Source organism: Pseudoxanthomonas sp. CF125 (genome assembly GCF_900104085.1).
Lineage (GTDB): Bacteria > Pseudomonadota > Gammaproteobacteria > Xanthomonadales > Xanthomonadaceae > Pseudoxanthomonas_A.
The window spans coordinates 1650948-1677908 of sequence record NZ_FNLD01000001.1; the positions used below are offsets into that span (position 1 = coordinate 1650948).

24 protein-coding genes are annotated in these 26961 nt (G+C 64.6%); 7 read left to right on the forward strand and 17 right to left on the reverse strand.

Features of this window, described 5'->3' with window-relative positions; genetic code table 11:
* Positions 1 to 33: 33 nt before the first annotated feature.
* The 3 genes from BLR66_RS07515 to BLR66_RS07525 all read left to right on the forward strand — a co-directional run bounded on the left by BLR66_RS07515 (position 34) and on the right by BLR66_RS07525 (position 4169).
* Positions 34 to 1002, forward strand: coding sequence for an alpha/beta fold hydrolase (locus BLR66_RS07515; RefSeq protein WP_093282485.1), 969 nt, complete (start codon positions 34 to 36; stop codon positions 1000 to 1002).
* On the forward strand, positions 999 to 3479 hold the full coding sequence (locus BLR66_RS07520; protein WP_093282490.1) for an acyl-CoA dehydrogenase: 2481 nt from the start codon (positions 999 to 1001) through the stop codon (positions 3477 to 3479). The genes BLR66_RS07515 and BLR66_RS07520 overlap by 4 nt, the downstream gene beginning before the upstream one ends.
* Positions 3480 to 3692: 213 nt before the next feature.
* Entirely contained in the window at positions 3693 to 4169 is a 477-nt protein-coding gene (locus tag BLR66_RS07525; RefSeq protein ID WP_093282495.1) for a hotdog fold domain-containing protein, read from the forward strand.
* Positions 4170 to 4271: 102 nt separating this feature from the next.
* Here the strand turns inward: BLR66_RS07525 and BLR66_RS07530 are convergent, their stop codons facing one another.
* The gene (locus BLR66_RS07530; protein WP_093282500.1) at positions 4272 to 4634 is read right to left on the reverse strand and encodes a DUF1304 domain-containing protein; all 363 of its coding nucleotides are present in this window, start codon (positions 4632 to 4634) and stop codon (positions 4272 to 4274) included.
* Between the two features lie 107 nt (positions 4635 to 4741).
* Positions 4742 to 6070, reverse strand: a complete 1329-nt coding sequence (locus BLR66_RS07535) for an NTP/NDP exchange transporter (protein WP_093282504.1) — start codon at positions 6068 to 6070, stop codon at positions 4742 to 4744.
* Positions 6071 to 6253: 183 nt separating this feature from the next.
* Here BLR66_RS07535 and BLR66_RS07540 point away from each other — a divergent pair, with 183 nt between their 5' ends.
* On the forward strand, positions 6254 to 7846 hold the full coding sequence (locus BLR66_RS07540; protein ID WP_093284520.1) for a GMC family oxidoreductase: 1593 nt from the start codon (positions 6254 to 6256) through the stop codon (positions 7844 to 7846).
* A 15-nt stretch (positions 7847 to 7861) separates the two neighbouring features.
* Here BLR66_RS07540 and BLR66_RS07545 read toward each other — a convergent pair whose 3' ends face one another.
* The 3 genes from BLR66_RS07545 to BLR66_RS07555 all read right to left on the reverse strand — a co-directional run bounded on the left by BLR66_RS07545 (position 7862) and on the right by BLR66_RS07555 (position 11930).
* Positions 7862 to 8761 carry a DMT family transporter gene (locus BLR66_RS07545; RefSeq protein ID WP_093282508.1) on the reverse strand — a complete coding sequence of 300 codons (900 nt, stop codon included), beginning with the start codon at positions 8759 to 8761 and terminating at the stop codon, positions 7862 to 7864.
* 85 nt (positions 8762 to 8846) lie between these two features.
* Positions 8847 to 10748 carry a M48 family metallopeptidase gene (locus tag BLR66_RS07550; protein ID WP_093282513.1) on the reverse strand — a complete coding sequence of 634 codons (1902 nt, stop codon included), beginning with the start codon at positions 10746 to 10748 and terminating at the stop codon, positions 8847 to 8849.
* 579 nt (positions 10749 to 11327) lie between these two features.
* Complete coding sequence (locus BLR66_RS07555) at positions 11328 to 11930, reverse strand: LemA family protein (protein ID WP_093282518.1); 603 nt, start codon at positions 11928 to 11930, stop codon at positions 11328 to 11330.
* A gap of 81 nt (positions 11931 to 12011) precedes the next feature.
* Here BLR66_RS07555 and BLR66_RS07560 point away from each other — a divergent pair, with 81 nt between their 5' ends.
* Positions 12012 to 13406, forward strand: a complete 1395-nt coding sequence (locus tag BLR66_RS07560) for a serine hydrolase domain-containing protein (protein ID WP_093282523.1) — start codon at positions 12012 to 12014, stop codon at positions 13404 to 13406.
* A 65-nt stretch (positions 13407 to 13471) separates the two neighbouring features.
* Here BLR66_RS07560 and BLR66_RS07565 read toward each other — a convergent pair whose 3' ends face one another.
* The 12 genes from BLR66_RS07565 to BLR66_RS07620 form a co-directional block, all read right to left on the reverse strand.
* Complete coding sequence (locus tag BLR66_RS07565; protein WP_093282528.1) at positions 13472 to 14008, reverse strand: SRPBCC family protein; 537 nt, start codon at positions 14006 to 14008, stop codon at positions 13472 to 13474.
* A gap of 114 nt (positions 14009 to 14122) precedes the next feature.
* Entirely contained in the window at positions 14123 to 14569 is a 447-nt protein-coding gene (locus BLR66_RS07570; RefSeq protein WP_093282533.1) for a hypothetical protein, read from the reverse strand.
* 973 nt (positions 14570 to 15542) lie between these two features.
* Positions 15543 to 15938 carry a glycine cleavage system protein GcvH gene (gene gcvH / locus BLR66_RS07575; RefSeq protein ID WP_093282538.1) on the reverse strand — a complete coding sequence of 132 codons (396 nt, stop codon included), beginning with the start codon at positions 15936 to 15938 and terminating at the stop codon, positions 15543 to 15545.
* 88 nt (positions 15939 to 16026) lie between these two features.
* A complete protein-coding gene (gene gcvT, locus BLR66_RS07580) occupies positions 16027 to 17163 on the reverse strand; it encodes a glycine cleavage system aminomethyltransferase GcvT (RefSeq protein WP_093282542.1) in 1137 nt (378 codons plus the stop codon).
* Positions 17164 to 17408: 245 nt separating this feature from the next.
* On the reverse strand, positions 17409 to 17918 hold the full coding sequence (locus BLR66_RS07585) for a hypothetical protein (protein WP_093282552.1): 510 nt from the start codon (positions 17916 to 17918) through the stop codon (positions 17409 to 17411).
* Positions 17919 to 17921: 3 nt separating this feature from the next.
* On the reverse strand, positions 17922 to 18353 hold the full coding sequence (locus BLR66_RS07590; RefSeq protein ID WP_093282557.1) for an NfeD family protein: 432 nt from the start codon (positions 18351 to 18353) through the stop codon (positions 17922 to 17924).
* 24 nt (positions 18354 to 18377) lie between these two features.
* Complete coding sequence (locus tag BLR66_RS07595; protein WP_093282560.1) at positions 18378 to 19331, reverse strand: SPFH domain-containing protein; 954 nt, start codon at positions 19329 to 19331, stop codon at positions 18378 to 18380.
* 96 nt (positions 19332 to 19427) lie between these two features.
* Positions 19428 to 20366 carry a DUF6607 family protein gene (locus BLR66_RS07600; RefSeq protein ID WP_093282565.1) on the reverse strand — a complete coding sequence of 313 codons (939 nt, stop codon included), beginning with the start codon at positions 20364 to 20366 and terminating at the stop codon, positions 19428 to 19430.
* Positions 20363 to 21004, reverse strand: a complete 642-nt coding sequence (locus tag BLR66_RS07605) for a ChuX/HutX family heme-like substrate-binding protein (protein WP_143014579.1) — start codon at positions 21002 to 21004, stop codon at positions 20363 to 20365. Before BLR66_RS07605 ends, BLR66_RS07600 begins: the two co-directional genes overlap by 4 nt.
* Positions 21005 to 21007: 3 nt before the next feature.
* Positions 21008 to 23290 (reverse strand): TonB-dependent hemoglobin/transferrin/lactoferrin family receptor, encoded by a 2283-nt coding sequence (locus BLR66_RS07610; protein WP_093282570.1) that lies wholly within the window; start codon positions 23288 to 23290, stop codon positions 21008 to 21010.
* A gap of 148 nt (positions 23291 to 23438) precedes the next feature.
* The gene (locus BLR66_RS07615) at positions 23439 to 23654 is read right to left on the reverse strand and encodes a hemin uptake protein HemP (protein WP_093282575.1); all 216 of its coding nucleotides are present in this window, start codon (positions 23652 to 23654) and stop codon (positions 23439 to 23441) included.
* Between the two features lie 76 nt (positions 23655 to 23730).
* Positions 23731 to 24705 carry a potassium channel beta subunit family protein gene (locus BLR66_RS07620; protein WP_093282580.1) on the reverse strand — a complete coding sequence of 325 codons (975 nt, stop codon included), beginning with the start codon at positions 24703 to 24705 and terminating at the stop codon, positions 23731 to 23733.
* A 308-nt stretch (positions 24706 to 25013) separates the two neighbouring features.
* Between BLR66_RS07620 and BLR66_RS07625 the strand changes: the two genes are divergently transcribed.
* Both BLR66_RS07625 and BLR66_RS07630 read left to right on the forward strand, forming a co-directional pair.
* A complete protein-coding gene (locus BLR66_RS07625; RefSeq protein WP_218119601.1) occupies positions 25014 to 25583 on the forward strand; it encodes a TMEM165/GDT1 family protein in 570 nt (189 codons plus the stop codon).
* 78 nt (positions 25584 to 25661) lie between these two features.
* Positions 25662 to 26960 (forward strand): NupC/NupG family nucleoside CNT transporter, encoded by a 1299-nt coding sequence (locus tag BLR66_RS07630; protein ID WP_093282585.1) that lies wholly within the window; start codon positions 25662 to 25664, stop codon positions 26958 to 26960.
* The last annotated feature ends 1 nt before the right edge of the window (position 26961 follow it).

The following is a 26961-nucleotide window of genomic DNA, read 5'->3' on the forward strand; positions in this document are numbered from 1 at the left end:
CTACTCTAAATTGTGAGATCCATACTAGCCCGTATGGTATCTACTTCCTCCAAGCCTCCTCTTGATCAGCTGCCTGCGCAGTTGCGGACGCTGACCGGCGCAGGCGGTCTTGCCTTGGCCGCAACCGCCTTCCCCACCGCTTCGTCCCTGCAGGCTTCCGACACGCTGCTTTTTGCGCACGGCTTCGGCCAGACCCGCGGAGCCTGGCAACGCAGCGGCACGGCGCTGGCCGCGGAAGGCTATGCCGGGCTTTCCTATGATGCGCGCGGCCATGGCGAGTCGGCCCGCAATCCCGCCGACCTGCCCTACGCCGGCGAACAATTGGCCGACGACCTGATCATCGTCGCCGGCGAACACGTGCAGCCGCCGGTGCTGATCGGCGCTTCGATGGGCGGCCTGTTCGGCATGATTTCCGAAGCGCGCTGGCCGGGCCTGTTCCGCGCCATGGTGCTGGTCGACATTACCCCGCGCTGGGAAGAAGCCGGGCTGCAGCGCATCCTCGGTTTCGTCACCGCTTTCCCGCAGGGTTTCGATTCACTGGATCATGCCGCCGACATCATCGCCGCGTACCTGCCGCATCGCCGTGCGCGCAAGACGCCGCAGGAGCTGCGCGAAGTCCTGCGCGAAGGCAGCGACGGCCGCTGGCGCTGGCACTGGGATGCGCGTTTGATCGACGATCTGGTACGCGATTGCGCGCAGCACCAGGACGATATCGTCGATGCCGCGCGCACGATCCGCTGTCCGGTGCTGCTGATCAGCGGCGGCCGCAGCGATCTGGTTTCGGCCAAGACCGTGGAAGAATTCCAGACGCTGGTTCCGCATGCGCGCCACGCGCATCTGCCGCAGGCCACGCACATGCTGGCCGGCGACGACAACGACGCGTTTACCAGCACCGTGCTGGAATACTTGGCCGACCTGCCCGCGGCCCGCGCAGACGCAACAGCATTCAACGCCACCGGCGAATCCGCCGTCACCAACGCCGTATCCGGAGCCGTCCCATGAGCATCGTCGCCCCCTTCCTCGCCTTCCTGCTGGTTGGCGCGTTCGCCGCCTACCACCGTATCCGGCTGGCCTACTGGGCCGCGATCACTGCGACTCTGCTGGTGGCGTGCTGGCTGCTGGGCGCCAACCATACCGCAACCATCGTCGCCGCCGTGCTGGTGGCGCTGATCGCGGTGCCGCTGCTGATTCCTGGCATCCGCAAGCCGCTGGTGACCGCACCGCTGCTGAAGTTCTTCCGCAAGGTGCTGCCGCCGCTGTCGCAGACCGAACGCATCGCGCTGGAAACCGGTTCGGTGGGTTTCGAAGGCGAACTGTTCACCGGCGATCCCGACTGGAACAAATTGCTCAACTATCCCAAGCCGCAGCTGTCGGCCGAAGAACAGGCTTTCCTCGACGGCCCGGTGGAAGAGCTGTGCCGGATGACCAACGACTGGGAAATCACCCACGTCTACGCCGACCTGCCGCCGGAACTGTGGGCTTTCATCAAGAAGAACAAGTTCTTCGGCATGATCATTCCCAAGGAATACGGCGGCCTGGGTTTCTCGGCGCTGGCCCACCATAAGGTCATCCAGAAGATCGCCTCGGTCTCCAGCGTGGTCAGTTCCACCGTCGGCGTGCCCAATTCGCTGGGCCCGGGCGAGCTGCTTAACCATTACGGCACCCAGGAACAGAAGGACTACTACCTGCCGCGTCTGGCGGCGGGCGAGGAAGTGCCCTGCTTCGGCCTGACTGGTCCGTTCGCTGGTTCCGACGCCACTTCCATTCCCGACTTCGGCATCGTCTGCAAAGGCGAGTGGAACGGCGCCAATGTGCTGGGGGTAAAGCTGACCTTCGACAAGCGCTACATCACGCTCGCACCGGTGGCCACGCTGATCGGCCTTGCGTTCCGCATGTACGACCCTGACAAACTCATCGGCGACACGCGCGATATCGGCATCACTCTGGCGCTGCTGCCGCGCGATACCCAGGGCGTGGAAATCGGCCGTCGCCATTTCCCGCTCAACTCGCCGTTCCAGAACGGCCCGATCCACGGCAAGGAAGTCTTCATCCCGCTCAGCCAGCTGATCGGCGGCGTGGACAAGGCCGGCCTGGGCTGGAACATGCTCAACGAATGTCTGGCAGTGGGCCGTTCCATCACCCTGCCTTCCACCGGCAGCGGTGGCGCCAAGGCCGGCGCGCTGGTGACTGGCGCCTATGCGCGCATCCGCAAGCAGTTCGGCCTGTCGGTCGGCCGTTTCGAAGGCGTGGAAGAAGCGCTGGCGCGCATCGGCGGCAAGGCGTATGCGATCAGCGCGCTTTCGCAGGCCACCGCGGCTGCGGTCGATCGCGGCGACGTGCCGTCGGTGCCGTCGGCCATCGCCAAGTACCACTGCACGGAAATGGGCCGCGAAGTGTCCAAGGACGTGATGGACGTGATCGGCGGCAAGGGCATCATCCTGGGGCCGCGGAATTTCGCCGGCCGCGCGTGGCAAGCATCGCCCATCGCCATCACCGTGGAAGGCGCCAACATCATGACCCGCAGCCTGCTGATCTTCGGCCAGGGCGCGATCCTGTGCCATCCGTGGGTGATGAAGGAAATGAAGGCCGCCGGCAATCCGGATCATCAGGCCGGCCTGGAAGAGTTCGACCGCAATCTGTTCGGCCACATCGGCTTCGCCATTTCCAACGCAGTGCGCTCGTTCTGGTTCGGCCTGACCGGCGCCAAGATCGGCTCGGCCCCGGGCGACGACTACACGCGACGCTATTTCCGCAAGCTGGACCGCTATTCCGCCAACCTGGCGCTGATGGCCGATGTGTCGATGCTGTTGCTGGGCGGCAAGCTGAAGTTCAAGGAATCGCTGTCCGGCCGGCTGGGCGATGTGCTGAGCCATGTCTACATGACCAGCGCCATGCTGAAGCGTTACCACGACGAAGGCGCACCGGTGACCGACCAGCCGCTGCTGGCCTGGGCCTTCCACGACAGCGTGCACAAGATCGAACACGCCCTGTCGGCCGCGCTGCGCAACTTCCCGATCCGCCCGGTGGTGTGGCTGCTGTGGCCGCTGATCTTTCCGTGGGGCCGCCGCGCCGTCGCTCCCAGCGACCGCCTGGGCCACCGCGTAGCCGCGTTGCTGATGACGCCCAACGAAGCGCGCGACCGCTTGGGCGAGGGCGTGTTCCTCACCCCCTGCGAGAACAATCCCGGCGGCCGCATCAACAGCTACCTGGCCAAGGCCATCCTGGCCGAGCCGGTGGAACGCAAGTTCATCAAGGCGCTGAAAAACAGCGACATCGAAGCGCTGGATTTCGCTTCGCAGCTGGACGAAGGCGTGCGCGAGGGCTGGATCACGGCCGATGAACGCAAGCAGTTGGAAGAGCTGCGCGAGATCACGCTGGAGACCATCACGGTGGACGATTTCGATGCGCATGAATTGCGGTCGGCCGGTTATTACGACAAGCACGGCGCTGGGACGCGGCAGTCGCGCGAAGCGGCTTGAGCTCTTAGCCCCTCCCCTTGCGAAGTCCCCCAAGGGGACTTCCTTCGGGGCGCAGGGGGAGGCTGGGAGGGGGTGCTCTTCGCGCTGACTTTCAGATTGCCGCCGGAAGCAACAGCAAGATCAAGAGCAACCCCTCCCCAACCCTCCCCTGCGCCCCGAAGGAAGTCCCCTTGGGGGGCTGCGCAAGGGAGGGGGCCAAGCAGAGCCTTTGCCATGAGCGCTTCCGTACTTCAGCTGTACAACCGCATCACCCGCAAGCCATTCGGCCACTGGCTGTTCTCGCGTCTGATCTGTTTCAAGGCGCCCTACTTCGGCAGCATCAAGCCGCGCATGACCGTGCTTGAGCCCAACCGCGCCGAGGCCACCATCGCCCATCGCCGCAGCGTGACCAACCATCTGGGCACCGTGCACGCCATCGCCTTGTGCAACCTGGCCGAATTCACCGGCGGACTGATGACCGACGTCAGCATTCCCGCATCGATGCGCTGGATCCCGAAAGGGATGACTGTGGAATACCTGAAGAAGGCCGTCGGCGCACAGCGCGGCGTGGCTACGCCGGAATTCCCGCCGTACGAGTCAGCCGAAGGTTACGAGTTGCCGGTTAACGTCGTGGTGACCGATCCGCAGAGCGATGTGGTATTCAAGGCGCGCATCTCGATGTGGGTTTCTCCCAAACCCGCGCGCAGCTAGAACCGACCGTGGGAGCGGCGTCCCGCCGCGAGCTTTTGCGCATGAGTGAATGGCCAGGATCAAGAGCTCGCGGCGGGACGCCGCTCCCACGGTGCGCGTGCATCAGACACCGCGGGTCAGGCACCACACGGCGATGATGGCGGCGATGGCTGGCACACCCTGGACGAAAAAGATGCGCTTGCTGACGCTGTAGGCGCCGTACAGCGCGGCGACCAGCACGCAGCCCAGGAAGAACAGCACCACGTTCCACTGCGCGGCGCACAGGAACCAGAGCAAACCCGCGGCAAGGAAACCGTTGTAGAGCCCCTGGTTGGCGGCCAGTACGCGGGTGGTCTCGGCCTTCTCGGGTGAGTTGCGGAACGTCTTCAGGCCCAGCGGCTTGGTCCACAGGAACATTTCCAGCACCAGGAAATACACATGCAGCAAGGCGACCAGCGCGGTCAGGATTTGCGCAAGCATCAGCATGTCGGCCCCTGGTGATTCGGTTCAGGCCAGCATACCGGAAGACTGCGCGGGAGAAATTCCAGTTCGTGGTGAGTTCCGGATCAGGTCCGGGGCTCACCACGAACGGATCATTTGCCAGCTTCTGCCTGCACGGGCACTGTTTCCCCCACCTTTTCCACCCGCTTCCACAAGCGCCAACCGACTCCCGCCGCGGCGAATGCAGCCAGCGCGCTCAGCCCCGCGAAGCCGCCGACCGTCATGCCCAGCGACTTCAGACCGTTCATGCCGGTCGCGATGGCCAAGTCGCCGAAACGCCAGACCGCGGTGTCGACCGCGTCCTGGCCCTTGTAGCGCACGTTGCGCGGCACACGGGTGTACAGGCTGTGCCGCGCCGGCTCGGCCATGCCGTAGGCCAGGCCGCGACTGACGATCAGGGCCAGCACGGTCGGCGCCACCGGTCCGAGCAGCAACGGCAGGGTGAACAGCGGCGCATGCGGATCCGGCGAGAACACCACCACCAGCAGCACGGCGATGCTGACCAGCGCCCAGAGCATGATCACCGCGCCCGGACCGCGCAACGGCAACAGCCAGCGGGTCAAGGTGACCTGCACGATCACGGTCAGCAGGTTCGCGACCAGATCCACGTCGGCGTGGAAGCGCGTGCGCGCCGCCGCGTCGGCGAAGGTCGCGCCGGAGTAATCGATCATTAGCGCGTAGTTGACCGTGCCGATGCCGTCGGCCAGCAGCAGCAGAACGGCCATGCCGCGTATGAACGGGTCGGCGAAGATCTGCTTCAGACCATCCCACATGCCGCCGCCTACCGCGTCCTCGTGACCGGCTTCATGCCGGCGCGCGCCGTGCACGCGCGCCCAGCGGTTCAGCAGCATCACGCAGACCGTGGCGATGCCCAGCAGGCTGGCCGATATCAGCAGCAACGGCGCCACGCCGATCACGCTGACCAGCGAGCGGGTCAGCGCCGGCCCGGCGAGCGCACCCAGCGTGCCGGCGACGGCGATGATGGGAAACAGGCGCTTGGACTGGTCCAGGCTCCAGATGTCGGACATGAAAATCCAGAACACCGATACCACGATCAGGTTGAACACGCTGACCCAGACGAAGAACACCATGCCCAGCACGCGCGGGCTGAGCAGGCCGGTGTGGGTGAAGGCCGGCATGAAGGCCAGCAGGCAGGCAATGAAGAATACGTACACCACTGGCACCAGCACCCGGCGCGGCCAGCGCGAAGCCAGCGCGGCGAACACCGGCGTCAACACCAGCGTGGCGATGAAGGTCGCGGCGTAGAACCAGGGCAACTGGGTCGAACCGACCGCGGACGACAGCTGTTCCCGCACCGGGCGGATCATGTAATAGGCGGCCAGCACGCAGAAGAAATAGACGAACGAAATAGCGACGCCGCGCCATTCGCCCATGTGGATGCGCCCCTGGTTCGGCTGCATGACCCCGTTCCTGTCCTTTACCGCCACGCCAGCGCGCACGGTATCCGATGCACTGCAACATCGCCAGCGTTGGAAAGCCCTATCCCCACCAGCTTTCAGTCGCTTAGGCGCCATGGCCGCGCGCAGAGCATTTGCTCTACCTCCGGCGGCTAGCTTCGCCGGACTTCTGCAGCAGGCTTGCGCGTGTACGACTACATCATCATTGGCGCCGGCTCCGCCGGCTGCGTGCTGGCCAACCGCCTTTCCGAAGACCCCGCCGTCAAAGTGCTGCTGCTGGAAGCCGGCCCCCGCGACTGGCACCCCTTCATCCACATGCCCGCCGGCTTGGCCAAGCTGGTCGGGCAGAAAGGCGTGAACTGGAATTACGACACCGCGCCCGAGCCGTACCTGGACAACCGCCGCCTGTGGTGGCCGCGCGGCAAGGTGCTGGGCGGCTCCAGCTCGATCAACGCCATGTGCTACATCCGCGGCGTGGCCGGCGACTACGACGACTGGGCCAACGGCGGCGCCGAAGGCTGGGACTGGAACAGCGCGCTGCCCTACTTCAAGCGCTCCGAACGCAACTCGCGCGGCGGCGACACGCTGCACGGCAGCGACGGCCCGTTGTACGTTTCGGACCTGCGCTATACGAACCCACTATCGTCAGTGTTCATCGAAGCAGGGCAGCAGGCGGGCTTCCGCCACAACCACGACTTCAACGGCCCAGAGCAATCCGGCGTGGGCCTGTACCAGGTCACCCAGAAGGACGGCGCGCGCTGCTCGTCGGCCGTGGCGTATCTGCAACCGGCCAAGTCCCGATCCAACCTGGACGTGATGACCGGCGCGCTGGTGCGGCGCATCCTGCTGGAGAACGGCCGCGCCGTCGGCGTGGCTTATGCCAGCGGCGGTCAGGAAATCCAGGCGCGCGCCGAACGCGAAGTGCTGCTGAGCGGCGGCGCGATCAATTCGCCGCAACTGCTGATGCTGTCGGGCATCGGCCCGGCCGATCATCTGCAGCAACACGGCATCGCCGTGGCCGTGGACTCGCCTTACGTCGGCCGCAACCTGCAGGATCACCTGGACATCTGCACGCTGCAACATTCCACCCAGCGCGTGACCTACGACCGCGTGGGTGACCTGGCGATCGCCTACCACTACTACCTGAAGCACCACAGCGGTCCGGGCAGCAGCAATATCGCCGAAGCCGGCGGCTTCCTGCGTTCGTCGCTGGCGCCAGACGCCCGCGCCGACATCCAGCTGCATTTCGTCCCGGCGATGCTGGACGACCACGGCCGCAACCGCCTCAAGGGCGACGGCTACACCCTGCACGCCTGTTTCCTGCGTCCGCGCAGCCGCGGCCGCATCGCGCTCAACAGCTCCGATCCACGTGCCGACGCGCGCATCGAAGCGAATTACCTGAGCGATGAGGAAGGCTTCGACCTGAAGATGATGCTGGAGTGCGCCAAGCTGTCGCGCGAACTGTTCGCCCAGAAGGCCTTCGACGCCTACCGCGGCGCGCCGATCCAGCCGCCGCGCAACGACCTGACCGACAGCGAACTGGTGGCATTCATCCGCGCCAAGGCCGAAACCGTCTACCACCCGATCGGCACCTGCCGCATGGGCAGCGACGAGACCGCCGTGGTCGACAGTCAGTTGCGGGTCAACGGCGTGGAAGGCCTGCGCGTGGTCGATGCCTCGGTGATGCCGTCGCTGATCGGCGGCAATACCAACGCGCCGACCATCATGATCGCCGAGCGTGCTTCGGATCTGATTCTGGGCAAAACCGTGCTGGGTTGATCCCATTTGGCCGGTTCACCCGGTCGAAGGCACCGGGCTGGAAGTCCGGGTAGCCAGCCACACGCCCACCGTCGCCAACAAGAAGCCGCCGATCTTCAGCAGCGTCAGATGCTCTCCGAGCAGCAGATGCCCGAACACCGCGGTGACCGGCGGCATCAGGAAGAACAATGCGGCCACCCCGGTCGCCGCATCGCGGCGGATCAGCAGGAACAGCAATGCGAATCCGCCGACCGAGTTGACCAGCACCGTCCAGGCCAATGGTTGGTAGAACGCCATGCTGGCTTCGTAGCGGAACCCTTCGGCCAGGGCCAAGGGCAGCAACGCCAGCGTGGCCACGCCGTTCTGTATAGCCAGGCCCAGGCGCAGATCGATCTTCGACGAATAGCGCTTCTGGTACAGCGTTCCCATGCTGATGCCCACCAGGCCCACCGCCAATGCGATCCAGGCCCGCACAGGGGTCACGCCATCCACGCGGTCGGCCACTACCAGCAACACGCCGGCAAAGCCCAGCAGCAAGCCGCACCACTGCGCAGGACCCAACCGCTCGCTGCCCGCAAGCATGGCCAGGAACGCCACCAGCAGCGGCATGATGCCGATCACCAGTGCCGTCACCCCGGCGCTCGCGCCCCAGCCCATGGCCAGGTAGACGCCGCCGAACTGCATGGACAGCATCAGCATACCGGCGACCATGCTGTGCAGCACATCGCGACCGCCGCCGCGAGCTCCCGCCACGAGCGCGAACACGGCGAACACCAGTCCGGCCAATCCGAAACGCCATATCAGTGCGGTGAAGGGTGCCGCATGGTCCAGCATCAACTTGCCGGCGATATAACCGGTGCACCAGACGACGACGAACGCCACTCCGAGCACGGACAGGCCGCTGCTGCTCCGGGTGGCCGATGGGGAATTGCTCATTGGATATCCGCTATGCGCCGATGCGCATCATCGTTCGCATCGGCCATCGAGTCATCACGACTTTGGTCGGTCGCGGAGTTTGGTCTCATCCGCGTTCGAGCATCGCCGGCAACGGGCAATGCAGCACGCCGCAGATCGTGCGCAGCAGTTCCGATTCGGTCACGCTGACCCGGCCGTCGTGACTGATCGCGGCGGTGATGGCTTCCACCATCACTTGTTTGGCCAGCGGGTCCAGCGCATCCAGTCCTTCCCACACGCTCTCCAGCGCCAGCACGCCTTCGGGTGGCGGCGCATAAGGAAGATGATCGCGCGGCAGTACCCGCTGCAGCCCGCTCAGGTAAGCGTGTTGCGCAGTGGTGGGATCGTCGTTACCGGACTGCGCGACCACCGCCAGCAAGGTCGCGAATTCCTGCTTTACGTTGCCGGGCTTGCGCCGGCCGAAGCGCGCATAACGCGCGGGATCCAGCGATTCGCGTACCTGCACTTCCAGCAGCTTGCCCAGGCAGTATTCGAACAAGGAGACCTTGCCGTCCGCATGCACCATGGCATGAACGGCGGCGAGGAAGGCGTCGAGTTCCAGCCGCGGGCGCAGACGCAGGACCGGAAAAGCCAGCGACGCCAGCGGCAGCCGCAGCATCGGGTGCAGGGACGCTAGCTGCTGGGTGCGCAGCGACCAGGCTTGCGTGGCGATCGCTTCGCCCAGCCGCGCGGCTACCTCGATGCGCTGGTTGGCGGCGATGGCGGGGTTGTCGTCGACCAACAGGCCCAGCAGCAACGGCATGACGCCTTCGCGCTGCGCCGCCAACTGGCGCAGCTCCGGCGCCAACGATTGCGCGATGCTGTCCGCGCGGCGGTAGTCATCCTCGGCAGGCAGGCCCACCTGCGCGACGATCATCGGCGGGGTGACGCTGATTTCCCGTGCCAGCGGCGGCAGCGGCGGCGGGGCGGCGGCCAGACCCAGTGCCAGGTCCTCCTGCATGCCGTCGGGCGGCGCGGCCATCCAGCGCGTCGCGAGTTGTTGCAATTGCTGTTCGTTGAAAGACGGATCCAGCAGGCGGATGCGCTCCACCAGCGGCGGATGGGTGGCGAACAGGCCGGACATCGACAGCCCCTCGCCGAACAGCATGTGGCTGACTTCCTCGGCCTTGGCCTTGTCGGTGAGTTGCGAACCCTCGTGCAGACCGCCGATCTTCTTCAACGCGCCCGCCAGCCCCTCGGTCTGGCGCGTGAACTGCACCGCCGAGGCGTCGGCCAGCAATTCGCGCTGGCGGCTGACCCCGGCCTTGATCATGCGCCCGAAGAACGCGCCGATGCTGCCGACGATCAGCGCGACCAGCGCCACGCCCAGGATCGCGCCGCCGTTCTTGCCGCCGCCACGGCCATAGATGAGCACGCGCTGGCCGATGATGCTCAGCATCATGATGCCGAACAAGGTCCCCATCAGGCGGATGTTGAGACGCATGTCGCCGTTGAGGATGTGGCTGAACTCGTGCGCGATCACGCCCTGCAGCTCATTGCGGTTGAGCCGATCCAACGCACCGCGGGTGACCGCGATGGCGGCGTCCGAAGGCGAATAGCCGGCGGCGAACGCATTGATGGCGGCCTCGTGCTCCATCACATAGAGCTTGGGCACGGGCACGCCGGAAGCGATGGCGATCTCCTCCACTACGTTACGCAGGCGTCGCAGCTGGAAGTCCGCGGTGTTGGCGGGCACCTCGGTGGCGCCCATCTGCAGCGCGACCGATTCGCCACCGCCGCGCAGCGAAGCCATGCGGTACATCGAACCCAGACCGATCACCAGCAACGTACCGACCGTGGCGATGAACAACAACACCGCAATGCCGCCAACGCCCTCCACTTGCGTCCCCAACAACACCAGCACCGCCAGATCCACCGCCAACACGATCCCGCCCGCCGCCAGCGCGAACAGAACCACCATACGGGTGGAACTGCTGCGTGCCTTGGCCTGGTGCTCGAAGAAGTTCATAGAGGGAATGATGCCCTGTTGGTTCGCGATTGGTGCCGGATTTCGCTTTCGGCTTTCGGCTTTCCGCTTTCCGCTTTCCGCTTTCCGCTTTTTTGCTTTGCTTTGGACCCAATCCCCGTGAGCAGCGGCAAGTGGCGCAGGTAAACCCCGCAGGGGCGGCGCACAAGGATGTGCGCCGTTTCCGGAGGCGCAGGATGCGCCTTACGGAAATTCCTGCGCCACTTGCGGACCCGGCGGCTTCATCGCCGGGCGCGGCGTTAGGGCGGCTTTCTTTTGGTTACTTTTCTTTGCCGTTCAAAGAAAAGTGACTCGCGCAACGCGCGAAACGCTTTTGCTCTGATCGGATGGCCCGCGCCAAAAGCGCCCCCATCCGCCTTCGGCACCCCGTATCAAGTACGGGGCAGGCTCTTCCCCCGCAAGCAGGGGAAGGGCTACTGCTTTATTTCCTACGGTTGCGCCTGGGCGCGAAACGCTTTCCCTTTGATCGGATGCGCCGCGCCAAGAGCGCCCCCATCCGCCTTCGGCACCTTCCCCCGTAAACGGGGGAAGGGTTGGCAAACTAAAGTCAGCGCGAAGAACTCAGAACTGCACCTTCGGCGCTTCGCGCACTTCGGCCTTGTCCGCCGGGATATCCAGCAGCGCCGCCGGCGCGAAATTGAACATCCCCGCCAGCAAGCTGGACGGAAACACCTCGCGCTTATTGTTGAACGCCATCACAGAATCGTTGTACGCCTGTCGCGCGAACGCCACCTTGTTCTCGGTAGTGGTCAGCTCCTCGGTGAGCTGCATCATGTTCTGATTGGCCTTCAGATCCGGATAGGCCTCGGCCACCGCCAGCAACCGCCCCAGCCCCGCATTCAGCTGCCCCTGCGCCGCGGCCAACTGCGCCATCGCCGCCGGATCGCCGGGATTGGCCTTGGCCGCCGAAAGACCCGATTGCGCGGCGGAGCGTGCGGCAACGACCGCTTCCAGCGTCTCGCGCTCATGGCTCATATAGCCCTTGGCCGTCTCCACCAGGTTGGGAATCAGATCGAAGCGGCGCTGAAGCTGAACGTCGATCTGCGCGAACGCGTTCTTGAACGCGTTGCGGGCAGTGACCAACCCGTTGTAAATGCCAACGCCCCACAAGCCGACCACCACTGCCAGGCCTACAATCACCAACAATATGAACAAGATGGTCATCGAACTTCTCCCCGTTTGTGCAATTGCAAAAACCGGCGCTATTATCCGGGACAGAGACAGCTTACGCAGGCGCGACACACGATGAAAGACAACAGCAATTCGCGGCCTGCAAGGTCCATCCGCATCGGACTGCTGGGCCTGCTGCTGCCGTTGACGCTTTCCTCCACCGCGCAGACTCCGCTCCGCTGGAACCAGACTGCCAGCACTACCCCCAGCCCCGTCGCCGCCCCGCAGTATCGATCGCCCGCGCAACCGCAGGCGTACCGCACCAGCCTGGCCAGCCAGCGCTTGATGCCGCTGGCACAGGGCTTCGATGTGGCGGCATTCGAAAACATGGCCAACTCACTGACCGTGGGCGAGCGTGTCCCCGGCCTTGCCATGGCCATCGTGCAGAACGGACGCGTGCTCAGTGCGCGCGGCTATGGTGTGACCGATGTGACCGAGCCGCAACTAGTGGATGGCCATACCGTTTTCCGCTTGGCCTCATTGTCAAAGGCCTTCGCCGGCACCATGACCGGCCTGCTGGTCAACGACGGCTCTCTGCGCTGGGACAGCAAAGTCACCGATTACGTACCCGACTTCCAACTCAGCGATCCGCTGGCGACGCAGCGCGTCACCGTGGCCGACCTGCTCAGCCATCGCGTCGGCCTGCACGCCCACAATGCCTTCGACCGCGACATCGAATCCAACGCCGACTATTACGGCGTCTCCCGCAAGCTGGCCTCCGCGCCGCTCGATTGCGCGCCGGGGCAATGCTATGCCTATCAGAACGTCGCCTTCAGCCTGATCGGCGATGTGGTGTTCGCAGCTACCGGCAGCTTCTACGACCAGGCGGTGGATCGGCGCATCTTCAAACCGCTAGGTATGAACGACGCCAGCATCGGCCTGACCGGGATCGAAAGCAGCCCGCGCTGGGCGCGTCCGCACGTGCGCAGCCGCAACGGCTGGGTGTCGCTTATGCCCAAGCCGACTTACTACAAGCTTCCGCCGGCGGCCGGCGTCAATGCCAGCGCAAGCGACATGGCGCAATGGCTGATCGCGCAGACGGGACATCGTCCCGACGTGTTGCCCGCGCCGTTGCTGGCGACCTTGCATGCGCCGCTGATCAGCACACCGGGCGAAATGCGCGCCGGCTGGCGTCGCGAACGGGTGTACTCGGCCAGCTATGCGCTGGGGTGGCGCGTGTTCGACTATGCCGGGCATCAGGTGGTATTCCATGCCGGCGCCGTGCAGGGCTACCGGGGCCTGGTGGCGTTGGTGCCGGAACGCGACCTGGGCATCGCCATCCTGTGGAACAGCGACAGCAGCGTGCCCTCAGGACTGTTGCCCACCATCCTGGACCGTGCGATGGGTTTGCCTGCGCAGCAATGGCTGGATATGCCGATCGGCAACGACCTGCTGATGGCCGAATCGGCCGATACCCCCGCCAACGAAAGCGGCAGCTCTTCGACCAAGGCTTCGGCTTCGCCCAAGTAAGCGGCATCAGTAAGCGGGTATCCGCTCTCCGGCATGCATCGCCGGATGCGGACAAGGCTCCCCCCTCAACGCGGACCGCTTTCCAGCACGCCCTTCAGTTTGGCCAGTCCCTTTTCGTAATCCTTGCCGACCATGCGGTCGAGCAGCAATGCGCCAAACAGGCGATTGATCGGGTTGTAGCCATGTTCGCTGTCCAGCGACCAGGTCACCTGGGTTCCATTGCCGTCCGGAGTCAGCTGAAAGGTCGCCTTGGCTTTGCTGCCGCCGAAGTCCAGCGCATTGACGATCCTGCCGTCCGGCACGCTCTCGATGATTTCCTGGCTGCCGCTGCCGACCGAACTGTTTCCCACCCAGGCCATCTTGGCGCCGACGCCCGATGCCGGACCGCTATAGGTGTACTTGGCGGTGGGGTCGATTTCGAACCAGGGCGACCACTCGTTGAAGCGGCCAAAGGAATTGAGGGTGGCGAATACCTCTGCGGGAGGACGCTGGATGAAGGTCGACCGCTCCAGGTGGGAAGTGGCCGGAAAGAGCAGCCCGCCTCCGCCGATCAGCACCGCCAGCACCACCACCGCCCACAAAAGCCACTTCAGGATTTTCATGCACGCTCTCCTCGGTTCAGAGGAAGGCTACACCCTGGCGCATAAAAAAACTCCCTCCCCGCTGGGCGCCGGGGAGAGAGTTCTATGGTTTACAGGTAATCGGGATTTCTTTTTTTAGATCAGCGGAGCCGGGGTTGGCGGCAGCGCTACCGGAGCCTTTTTCTTTGCCTTTTTGGCAGGCTTCTTGGCGGCTTTCTTAGCAGGCTTCTTCTTGGCAGCCTTCTTGGTAGCTTTCTTGGCGGCCTTTTTGGCTGGCTTCTTGGCTACTTTCTTGGCAGCCTTTTTAGCGGCCTTTTTGGCTGGCTTTTTCTTGGCTACTTTCTTGGCTACTTTCTTGGCGGCTTTCTTAGCGGTCTTCTTGGCTGCCTTCTTAGCCGGCTTCTTCTTGGCTACTTTCTTGGCGGCCTTCTTCGCTACTTTCTTGGCAGCCTTCTTAGCCGGACGCTTCTTGGCTACTTTCTTGGCGGCCTTCTTTACGGTCTTCTTCACGGCCTTCTTGGCTGCCGATTTCTTGGCGGCTTTCTTGGCGGGTTTTTTCTTAGCAGCTTTCTTCGTTGCCATGTTATGGCTCCTCGTCAGTGAACTATGGATTGGTGAATCCGTTTACAAAGCCCAGTTGCAATGGAACGCCGCGGGAGTCGGACCCGCAGGCAGCCGCCGTCGCGCCAGGCGCGTCGGAACGGATGGTGGCAAGCCCGGCCAGGGAACGGCCGTGCCTGTTCGCGCCGGTCGGCGCGGATGAAAAAACACCCGCGTCGCATACGGCGCGGGTGCGGTATCGGGAAGGGGTCTGCGTTTTCGTCGGGGAAGCGAAGCCTGCGTCCGTCATGCCGAGGGCGCGGGTGGGGGGCCGTTTTGTTTTGCTTATTGTCGCGATGATCGGCTCACTTGCTTCCGCAGGAAACGTCTGCTGGGGCGAAACCTAATCACGCTTTTTCGATGTGTCAACAGTTTTGCAAAAATATTTTCGCCCCCGCCCCGACCGCGATCCCGCCGCCCGGACCGAGAGCTTGCGCGCATCGCGCCGACGCGAGCACGCCGGCTTTCGCATCGCAAGCGCGCTGCATTCAAAAACGCCGCGTTTAATGCGGTTTTTTTGCAGCAGCGCTTTCGCGTCGTCGGATACGCGCTCGCGATCCACGCCGCGCCATTGCGTCGATGCGACGCCTGCTGAGGAATAAACGGAAGCGCCTGCGGCATTGCGGCGAACCGCTCGTTCGGGCCTCGCAGAAGTCCAAATGCGCGGATTTGCGCAAACTTTTTCGGCTGTCGAAGGTCGCGGCCGCGACCTCGAAGACGACCGGCGACGTTCGTGCATCCGCATCGCGATCGCCGGATTCCGATTCCTGCCAGCGCAGGAAAACTCCCGCTTCCGGTTCCGCAACGGAGTGACGAACAACTCGGCCGACCGCTCGTACGCCATTCGTCGGCACGCGATGGAGGGTCTCCGCTCCCGGCAAATAACGGATCCCCCAAAAGCAAACCGGCCGCACATGGCGGCCAGTAGCGGGTGCTGGAAGCGGGCGGGACCGGATCAGTGATCCTCGTCCTCCAGCAGTTCGGCGTAGTCGTCGGGCGCCAACAGGTCGTTCAACTGGTCGGGCTCTTCGATCTCCAGCACGTAGATCCAGCCTTCGCCGTAGGCATCTTCATTGATCGTCTCCGGCTTGTCGGCCAGGTCCGAATTCACTTCGACCACCGTACCGGTAAGCGGGCTGTAGACGTCCGAGGCCGCCTTCACCGACTCCACCACCGCAGCGGCGTTGCCGGCTTCTACGCGGTCGCCGACGTTCGGCAGTTCGACATAGACCAGGTCGCCGAGCAGTCCTTGCGCATGGTCCGAAATACCAACGGTGACGCGGCCGCTGCCTTCAACGCGTGCCCACTCGTGGGACTTGAGGAATTTGAGGTCGCCTGGGATCTCGCTCATGTTGCTGCTCCGGGGGATCGGGTTGAGGGTGGGCGGGTGGCGCTAGTTTAGCGAAGGAATTCGGTCAGTGGACAACAAGCGCGTGCCTTCATTCCAGCACGCCGGGTTGCGCCTGGCCTTCGCGGACGAACGGGAATTTCACCACCCGCACCGGCACCTCGCGGCCGCGGATGTCCACGCGCACGGCGCCCCCCACTCCCAGCGGAATGTCGCCGGCCGGCACGCGCGCGAAGGCGATGGCCTTGCCCAGCGTCGGCGAGAAAGTGCCCGACAGGATTTCGCCTTCGCCGCCGGCGGTCAGCACTTTCTGGCCATGGCGCAGCACGCCTTTCTCGTCCATCACCAGGCCGATCAGCTGGCGTGGCGCGCCGGCGGCGGCTTGCGACTCCAGCGCGGCACGGCCGATGAAATCGCGCGGCTTCGAATCGTCGCCCTGGTCCAGCGCGACGGTCCATGCAAGCGCTGCTTCGTAAGGCGTGGTGGTCTCGTCCATGTCCTGTCCATACAGGTTCATGCCCGCTTCCAGACGCAAGGTGTCGCGTGCGCCCAGGCCGGCCGGTTTCACTCCTGCAGCCAGCAGGGCATTCCAGAAGGCGACCGCATGTTCCTGCGGCAGCACGATCTCGTACCCGTCCTCGCCGGTGTAGCCGGTGCGTGCGACGAACAACGGCACGCCGTCGGTGGTGTGCGCCTCGACCGCCGCGAAGCGGGCCAGCTTGTCGGCGGCGGCACGGTCCGCCTCGCGCAGCAGGCCGATCACGCGCGCACGCGCGGTCGGTCCCTGCACGGCGATCATGGCGAACTCCGGGCGCTCCTGCACTTGCACCTGGAAGGCCTGGGCCTGCTTCTGGATCCAGGCCAGATCCTTGTCGCGGGTGGCGGCGTTGACCACCAGGCGGAAGAAATCCTCGGCCATGAAATAGACGATCAGGTCGTCGATGACGCCGGCCCGTTCGTCCAGCATCGCGGTATACAGCGCCTTGCCCGGCTTCTTCAGCTTGTCTACCGAATTGGCGACCAGGTAGCGCAGGAACTCCCGGGTGCGCGGCCCGCGCAGATCGACCACGGTCATGTGGCTGACGTCGAACATGCCGGCGTCGTTGCGCACCAGGTGGTGTTCGTCGATCTGCGAACCGTAGTGGATCGGCATGTCCCAGCCGCCGAAGTCGACCATCTTGGCGCCGAGCGCGCGATGGGTGTCGTTGAGGATGGTCTTCTGGGTCATGGCCGGCGCCTTGCGAAAGATCGCCATTATCCCAGAAGAGGCAGGCACGAGGAGCGGTGCACCGAAGCGGCGACGGGAGCGGCAAGTGGGAGCGGCGGTGGGAGCGGCGTCCCGCCGCGAGCTTTTGCTCTTGGGGGCATCGAAGCAGAGAGCGCAGGAACGAAGAGCTCGCGGCGCGACGCCGCTCCCACCGCCACCGCCACTCCCACCACTGCTCCCACTGCCGCTCCACCATTGCGTCGCGATTACGGCTCGCCGTAGCCTTCGTTGACGCAATCGACGTGCGCGGGGTCGAGTACGGAGAACTTTCCGCTTTTCAGATCCAGGCGCCTGGCCCAGGCGACGTCGGTCAGGTATTCCTCTTCGGTGCCCTGCCGGACCACCGCAATGATCTTGGCGTCGTCCACCTTGTCCACGCGGCAGCTGCCGGCTTGCCAGAAATATCCCTTCTCCACCTTGGGATAGGTCTGCGCATCGGTGATCTTCCATAACGCCAGTGGGCCTTCGCGGCCGGCCATGCGGCCGGCAACAACGTAGCGCGGCACGGGTTCGGCGTCGGGGTCGGTATCCGCGTCGGCCAGCAGACCGATGGAAAAATCGCACACGTGCGCCGGATCGGCCGAATCGGAAAGACATGAGCCACCGATATCCCGCAAGCCCGGCGGATATGGCGGCATGGTCTTGCCGATCAGCTCGACCGCACCGGCGGCCATCGGCAGCATCGCAAGCACCAGCGAGGCGACCCGGACAGGCATGGCTCAGGCCTCCTGCACCTTCAGAACCATGCCGTCCACCGCGACGACCCGCACGGGAGTGCCGGCGGGAAGATCGGAGCCTTCCACCACCCAGAACGCGTCGGCGATCTGCACCCGCCCGCGGCCGTTGACGATGGCCTGGTCCAGTTTGGCCACATGCCCGACCAGCGTGTTGGCGCGCTGGTTGAGGTGCGGCCGGTCGCTCTGCGGCTCGTTCTTGCGGAACCAGCGGCGGTAGATCTGGATGGAAACGAAACTCAGCACGACGAAGGCCGCCACCTGCGCCAGCACCGGCACACCCGGGATCAGCAGCACGCCCACGAACACCACCGTGGCAGCGAAGCCCATCCACAGCATGAACGCGCCCGGCGCCATCGCCTCGGCGGCGAACAACAGCAGCGCGATGGCTGCCCAGCTAACTACGTCCCAACGCATGGCGTTCTCCTTGGCCCGGATGGCTCAGCGCAGGGCCGGCGGCTTGCCGGCGATCTTGGCCTGCTGCTTTTCAAGCGACTCCTTCGCCAGCTCGGCGATGCCCGCTATCGACCCGATGATGCCGCTGGTCTCCATCGGCATCATTACGAACTTCGCATTGGGTGCGGTGGCCAGTTCGCGGAACGCCTCGACGTATTTCTGGGCGACGAAGTAATTGATCGCCTGCACATCGCCCTTGGCGATCGCGTCGCTGACCATCTGCGTCGCCTTGGCTTCGGCTTCGGCCAGACGCTCGCGGGCCTCGGCTTCGCGGTAGGCGGCTTCGCGCTTGCCTTCTGCCTGCAGGATGGCGCCCTGCTTCTCGCCTTCGGCGCGCAGGATCTCGGACTGGCGCACGCCTTCGGCTTCCAGAATGGCGGCGCGCTTGTTCTGTTCGGCCATCTTCTGCTGCTGCATGGACTGGATCAGGTTCTGCGGCGGCTGGATATCCTTGATCTCGATGCGGTTGACCTTCACGCCCCACGGGCTGGTGGCGTGGTCGACCACGCCCAGCAACTTGGCGTTGATAGTCTCGCGCTGGCTCAGCGACTCGTCCAGGTCCATCGAACCGATGACGGTGCGGATGTTGGTCTGCACCAGGGCGATCATCGCCTGGTCCAGGTTGGACACTTCATAGGCGGCCTTGGCCGCGTCCAGCACCTGGAAAAACACCACGCCGTCCACGCGCACCACGGCGTTGTCCTTGGTGATGACGTCCTGGGAGGGAACTTCGAACACCTGCTCCATCATGTTGACCTTGCGGCCGACGCCGTACATCACCGGAACCAGGAAGTGCAGCCCGGGCGACATGGTGCTGGTGTACTTGCCGAAGCGCTCGACCGTCCATTCGAAGCCCTGCGGCACCATGCGCACCGTCTTGAACAGCACGATGACGCCAGCGACCAGCAGCACGATGGCCAGAAAACCTGTCTCGAACATGCGTTTCTCCCCTTTCCTTAGATAGGGGAGAAGTATAGACGGTAGGTCGGGGCGGCGCCTTCGACGGGTTCCGTGCGTCGGGGGCGTAGCCCCGACCTACTTCACCGGCGCGGGCTCCACCCACTCGGCGAACACCTTGTCGATGTCCTGGTCGGCGACCTGCTTGCCTTCCTCAAGCTCGCCAGCCTGGGTGAACAAGGGAATGATCATGGCCATGCCGTCGATCTTGGTCTTCAAGTGCACGCCCGGCGGCTTGGCCAGGAACGCGTCCCAGCGCATCCGTACCTTGCCCCAGAAATCCGCGGTCGCTTTCCAGTATTTGTAAGCGGGTTTGAAGTCGACCTCGGTAGTCTTCTGGTAATCGTTGAAGCCGAACTCGCGCGCCAGTTCCACCTGGGTGCCGTCGGGCTTGCGCAGCACCTTGGTGTTGAACTGTTCGTGGGTCCAGCCGCCCGGGGTGATCGTATGCCGGTTGATTGCCGACACCGCGTTGTAATCGCTGCGCTTGGTGTACTCGCGGCGCGGCAGCGGACGCCAGCTCAGGTCGCTGGTCCAGGTGGCGATGCCGTTGCTGTAGTCCCAGCGTCCCGTGCCGCAATAGCGCGGCGCGTCGCTGACCTCGAACACGCACTGGGTCCAGGCGCCCTTGTTCCTGTCGGCGGGAATCGCGCGCACCTGCCAGGTCTGGTCGGCGCTGAATTCGAAGCGGCTGGGCGCCTGGTAGACCCAGTCCTGCCGCCAGTGCTTGGTCACATGGCCGCTCTTGCCATCCACCAGGATGTGTTGCAACACGATCTTGGTGGGAGTGTCTTCGACCACGATCACCGTCTCGTTGCCGCCGCTGCGCATCGCCGCGGCGCGTTCGTAGCCGGGCTGCAGCAATACGGTTTCGTCGAAGGCGAAATCGACGATGTATTCGCCCTGCATGGCCAGGATCGACTGGCGGTCGCGCGGGTCGGCCGGCGCATCCTGAGCCGCGGCAGTGAAGGAGTTCGCCGCAAGCAGCACGGCGGCAATGCTGAGAAGGTGTTTCATGTTGTCTTCCTGGAAGTGAACCTGACCAATGGCAGGGCATGGGCGTCCTGCGACTCGAATTTCGCGGCCCCTTGCATGGCCGCCTGCGAGGACTGCGCGCAGCAGCAGTCATCGGCATGGATGCCGCCGTCGGCACCTTCGGCCTGGGCGATGCGCTGGGCGGTGGCCGCCCCCAAAGGCGACACTGCCGCCAGACTGGCGGCCAGCACGGGCGGGGCGACCGCGGCGGGCACGGCGTGCAACGTCAGGATGCGCGCCTGCCAGTGCTCGCCGCGCAGGCGCCCGGCCAACCGTCGCCAAAGACGCTCGCCCACTCCGATCGCCGCTTCGGTTTCGTCGCGGCAGGGCAGCGACGCCAGCAGTCGGTCCCAGGCCAGGAAGTCGCTGTCGGGCAGCAAGTAAAGGCGCCAACAGCAACGGCCTTCCGCATCGAAGAACAGCAGGCTTTCGCGCAGGCCGTCGCTGTCCACGCCGGTACGCGATTCCACCCGCGCCGCTTGCGCCCAGCCCGACAGTTCGCCGCCCTGCTGTGGACGGTACAGGCATAGCACCGTGCCCAGCGCGGCCAGTTGCTGGGCGCGCGGCAGACCCGGGGCCGCTTCATGCCTCAAAGCCAAACCGGGCAGCGCGGCCGCCATGGACTACCAGTTCACCGACAGGCTGACCGCGAAGTTGCGGCCCGGGCTGGTGTAGCGGTCGAGCAGCGTGCTGGTGCCGTTGACCAGGGGAACGTCGCCGGCTTCGGAATACTTGCGGTCGGCAAGATTGAACACGCCCATGTTGACGGTGGCCCCGGGGGCGAAGGCCCAATGCGCATACAGGTCGAGCACGCCATAACCGGCTTGCTGGTACAGAGAGGAATCGGAGACGCGATCCTTGCGGCCTACGAAACGTCCCGCAAGCTCGGCGCCCCAGTTCTCGCGGTCGTAGGCGATTCCCAGCGTCGCGGTCAGCGGATCCACGGTGTCCAGGTTGCGGGTGACCTGCCGCTCCTCGACTACGCCCGGCGAAACCTCCACTTCTTCCGGACCACGACCCTCGCCGCGCGACCACGCTGCGGCGCCACGCAACGACCAGCCGTTCCACTTGTCCGAGAGTGCGCCCAGCTCAAGCCCGGCCTTCCATTCCAGGCCGTAGATTTTCGCTTCGGCGATGTTCTGCGACTGGTACACCATCAGACCGTCGTCGTTGAAACCGATGAAGCGCATCGACTCGATGAAATCATCGTAGCGGTTGTAGTACGCGGACAGGCTGGCGTAGGCGGCCGCGCTGGAGAAGCGCAGTCCGGCTTCCAGGCCGTCGCTGGTTTCCGGTTTCAGGTCGGGATTGGCGATGGCGGTGTAGCCGAAGGCGGCGTTGGTGAAACCGATGTTCACGTCGTTGTAAGGCGGCGAGCGGAACCCGCGGGAGTAACCGCCGAATAGCGACCAGTCTTCGTTGAAATGCCACACCGCGCCCAGCTTGGGCGACACGCTGGTTTCGCTGATGTCGCTGAGCGCCACGCCGGGATTGTCCTCGGTGAAGATGTTGTCGGCCTGGGGCTTGAGCTCGTAACGATCCACGCGCACCGCCGGAATCAGGCGGAAAGCGCCGTCGGCGAAGCTTATTTCGTCCTGCACGTAAAGCGCCGCCGTGGTGGTCTTGCTGATCGGAAAATCGCGTACCGGAAATACGTCGGGCGACATCACCGGGGTGGTGGCGCCGGTGACCAGGAAGGTGCGCAGGCCATCGCGCTTCTGTCGGGTTTCGGTGCGCGACACGTCCAGTCCGTAGGACAACGCGTGCTGTGCCGAGCCGGTGCTGAAGTCTTTGCCGAAATTGGCCTGCAAGCCGTAAGCGCGCTGGTCGAAATCGAACTCGCGCTCGCGCATGTCGCGCAGCGTCGGCGGCGCAAGGCCGCTGCGGATCTCGCGTGTGTACTGGGTGGTCTGGCTGTCCTGTCGATACACCTGCCAATCCAGCCGGTCGGCGAAGCCGGCGTCGATCGCGTCCATTTCGTGACCGAAGGACACACGGGCGCGCGATTGGTGGTCGCGGGCGATGACCGAATCGTTGATCGCGCCGGTGAGCGCCTGGCGGCCGCGCGAAGTCAACATGTCGGTGTCGGTGTCGTCTTCGTTGCCTTCGACGGTCAGCTTGAAGCGCTGGTTCTCGCTCGTTTCCAGCACAAGCTTGGCCAGCACGCTGCGGCCGTCCAGATCCTGCGGGTTGGGCTGCGTGCGCGCGCTGCCGGTACCGCCCACTTCGCCCTGGTTTTCGGTTTCCTGGCCCTGGCGATGACTCACCGCCACCAGGCCCGACCAGCGCTCGCCGCCGAACGCCGCGGTAGCGCCGCCGAACAGGCCGTCCCAACTGCTGTCGTAGCCGATCTTGAAACCGAAGTAGGCGTCCTTGCCCTCCTCCAGATAATCCGAAGGATCCTTGGTGATGAAAGAGACCACGCCGCCCAGCGCATCGGAGCCGTACAGGGAGCTGGTGGGACCGCGCACGACTTCCACACGCTTCAAGGTGTCCAGGTCGACGAAGTTGCGGTTGGCGTTGGAAAAGCTGCCGATGGAAAACGCATCCGACACGGGAATGCCGTCGGTCTGGATGCGCACGCGGTTGCCGCCCAGGCCACGGACGCGGATGTCGCCCAGGCCGAAGCGGCCGAAACTGCTGCCTACGCTGATACCGGGCTCGTAGCGGAACAGGTCCTTCAGATCGCGCACCAACAGCGTCTCCATGCGTTCGCGGTCGATCACATCGACGGTATTGGGAACGTCGCCGATGGCGCGCTCGCTGCGCGTGGCGGTGACCTGGATGCGTTCGAGTTCGTTGGCCTCGGCGTTTGCATCGGCGGAAGCGTCAGCGGCGGTTTCCGCATGCGCGGTAGCGGCGAGCGCCAGCCATAGCGCGGAAACAAGCAAGGTGGGACGGTTCATCGGTTCTACGGGTCCTGTGCAAGGTGTGACCCGGTGAGCTGGCGAACCGATGGCTGGCGCTCGGGTGGAGAGAGGCTTTAGTTTTGTGGTGCAGGGGCACGCGCCACGATCCCCGCGTGGCACGTCCTGCGAATCGGGTCAGGCAGGATTATTTGGTCAGGATCAGCTTGTCGTTGCTGGTGTGGCGCAGGCGGTAGACGCGATCGCCATGGCTGATCAGGATTTCGCGCCGCCCGTTCAGCAGAAGTTCGCTGCTGAGGGTTTCTTCCACGCGTACCGGCTGGGAGACGATGCGTTCATGCGGAACCCCGGTTTCCGGATGGGAATGTCCGGGGCGGGAAAAGAAGACCGGTTGGGCGCTCATCTGGGGTAGCTCCTGTGGGAACAGGATTAGATGATAATGATTCTCATTACTACGTCAAGACCCCCGCCGCCTTGGTTCATTCGGCCGTGGCGACTTCCAGCCGCGCCCACACCGCATCGTCGTAACGGCCGGCCAGCTCCAGTGCGCCCAGGTTTTCCAGCAATTGCGAGGTGCGGCTGGCGCCCAGCATCACCGTGGACACGTGCGGATTGCGCAGGCACCAGGCGATGGCCAGCTGCGAAGGCTTCTCGCCCAGCTCCGCCGCCACGGCGGTGAAGCGGCGGACGCGGTCGATGCGCCTGCTCCCTTCATCGCCGATCACCATGCGCTGCAACCATGCATTGTCTTTCTGGCCCAGCCGGGATTCGGCTGCCACCCCTTCGTTGTACTTGCCAGTCAGCAGGCCCGAGGCCAGCGGCGACCAGATGGTGGTGCCCAGTCCGAGTTCGGAATACAGCGGCGCGTATTCGAGCTCCACGCGCGTGCGGTGCAGCAGGTTGTACTGCGGCTGCTCCATGGTCGGCGCATGCAGGTGATGGGCGCGCGCGATGCGCGCGGCTTCCTTGATCTGCGCGGCGGACCACTCCGAGGTTCCCCAGTACATCACCTTGCCCTGTCGGATCAGCGCGTCCATGGCCCAGACGGTTTCCTCGATCGGCGTGTCCGGATCGGGGCGATGGCAGAAATACAGATCCAGATGATCCACGCGCAGGCGCTGCAATGCCGCATGGCAAGCCTCGAATACGTGCTTGCGCGACAACCCGCGCTGGGTCGGCCCCGGATCTTCCACCGCACCGAAAAAAACTTTACTGGACACGCAATAGCCATCGCGCGGCAGGCGCAGATCGGCGATCACATCGCCCATGACCTTCTCCGCTTCACCTTTCGCGTAGACCTCGGCATTGTCGAAGAAGTTGATGCCGTTGTCGTACGCAGCCGCGATCAGGTTGCGCGCTTCGCTGCGTCCGATCTGGCCGCCGAAAGTGACCCAGGCGCCGAAGGACAGCGCCGAAAGCTGCAGGCCGGAGGAACCGAGGCGTCGGTATTGCATGCGTGTTGCTCCCAAAGCGTTCTGGCGAATGAGAAGAGTTTACCCATGCCAAGCGAGGCATCTGTACAATCGCCGCACTTTCCTCCTCCGGGGAGTAGCCCACCCGCCGCGTGCGGGGTCTGCGCATCAACATACTTGGCCGTGTTCTTGAGGGAATCTCCCGATGGAATCCTCGCCATGGTGCGCAGGGCCGAAGCTTCCGCTTCGTCGTCGGGCAAGACCGTAGGCAGGCGTTGCGCTCACCCGGACCGGGCTGCGCGGCGTTTGCCTTCGCGTCCTTCGCGAATGCCCGGTCCCGGAGTCCATGAATGTCCACCCTGCAAGCCCTGCTGGTTTCCACCGGAACGGTGGCGCTGGCCGAAATCGGCGACAAGACGCAGTTGCTGGCGCTGCTGCTGGCGGCCCGCTTCCGCAAGCCGTGGCCGATCGCCTTCGGCATCCTGGCGGCCACGCTCATCAATCACGCGATTTCGGCCTGGCTGGGCGCCGAGTTGTCGCAATGGCTGTCGCCTGAAGTCTTGCGTTGGATCGTCGCTGGCAGCTTCCTGGCCGTGGCCTTGTGGACGCTCAAGCCCGACAAGCTGGACGAAGGCGAGCGGCTGCCGGCGCACGGTGCGTTCATCGCCACCACCATCGCTTTCTTCCTGGCCGAAATCGGCGACAAGACCCAGGTGGCGACCGTGCTGTTGGCGACCAAATATTCGCCCCTTTGGGAGGTCATCGCCGGCACTACGCTGGGCATGCTGATCGCCAATCTGCCCGTGGTCTGGCTGGGCCATCGGTTTGCCGACCGCCTCCCGCTGAAACTCGCCCGCAGCGTGGCCGCAATGGTGTTCCTGGCCCTGGCCGTGTGGGTAGCTGTGCGCGGAATAAGCTGAAGCGCGGACTTATTTGCCTTGCCCAGCCTGCTGCCCTGCTCTAGTCTGCTTCGATTCGGGGACTAGGCGGGGCTGCACATGCTGGAAGGTTTGGGGCGAATCGGATTCGGGTTGTTCGGGTTGGCGGTGCTGATCGGCATCGTGTTCCTGTTTTCCAACAACCGGAAGGCCGTGGACTGGAAGCTGGTGATCACCGGCATCACCCTGCAGATAGGGTTCGCGGCACTGGTGTTGCTGGTGCCGGGGGGACGCGAAGTGTTCGACTGGCTGGGCCAGGTGTTCGTCAAGATCCTCAGCTTCGTCAATGCCGGCTCGTCGTTCATCTTCGGCAGCCTGATGGACGTGAAGACCTACGGCTTCATCTTCGCCTTCCAGGTGTTGCCGACCATCATCTTCTTCGCCGCGCTGATGGGCGTGCTGTATCACCTGAACGTGATGCAGGCGGTGGTGCGCGCGATGGCCTGGGCCATCACCAAGGTCATGCGCGTTTCCGGGGCGGAAACCACCAGCGTCTGTGCCAGTGTGTTCATCGGCCAGACCGAGGCGCCACTGACCGTGCGCCCGTACATCCCCAAGATGACCGAATCGGAGCTGATCACCATGATGATCGGCGGCATGGCCCACATCGCCGGCGGCGTGCTGGCCGCCTACGTCGGCATGCTGGGCGGCGGCGATCCTGCGCAGCAGGCGTTCTATGCCAAGCACCTGCTGGCCGCCTCGATCATGGCTGCACCGGCGACGCTGGTGGTGGCCAAGCTGCTGATCCCGGAAACCGGCACGCCGCTGACCCGCGGTACGGTGAAGATGGAAGTGGAAAAGACCTCCAGCAACATCATCGATGCGGCCGCAGCCGGTGCGGGCGACGGCCTGAGGCTCGCCCTGAACATCGGCGCGATGCTGCTGGCTTTCATCGCGTTGATCGCGCTGGTGAACTGGCCGCTGACCTGGATCGGCGAAGTCACCGGGCTGCAGGCGATGCTGGGCAAGCCCACCGACCTGGCGATGATTTTCGGTTACGTACTGGCGCCCATCGCCTGGGTCATCGGCGTGCCGTGGCAGGACGCCACCACCGTGGGTTCGCTGATCGGCCAGAAGATCGTGATCAACGAATTCGTCGCTTATCTGCAGCTGGCCGACATAGTCAACGGTAAGGTCGCAGGGGTGAGCCTGTCGGCGGAAGGCAAGCTGATCGCCACCTATGCGCTGTGCGGTTTCGCCAATTTCAGCTCGATCGCCATCCAGATCGGCGGCATCGGCGGGCTGGCGCCCGAGCGGCGTTCGGACCTGGCGCGCTTCGGCCTGCGCGCAGTGCTGGGCGGCACCATCGCCACTTTGATGACTGCGACCATCGCCGGCGTTCTGTCGCATTTCGGGTAAA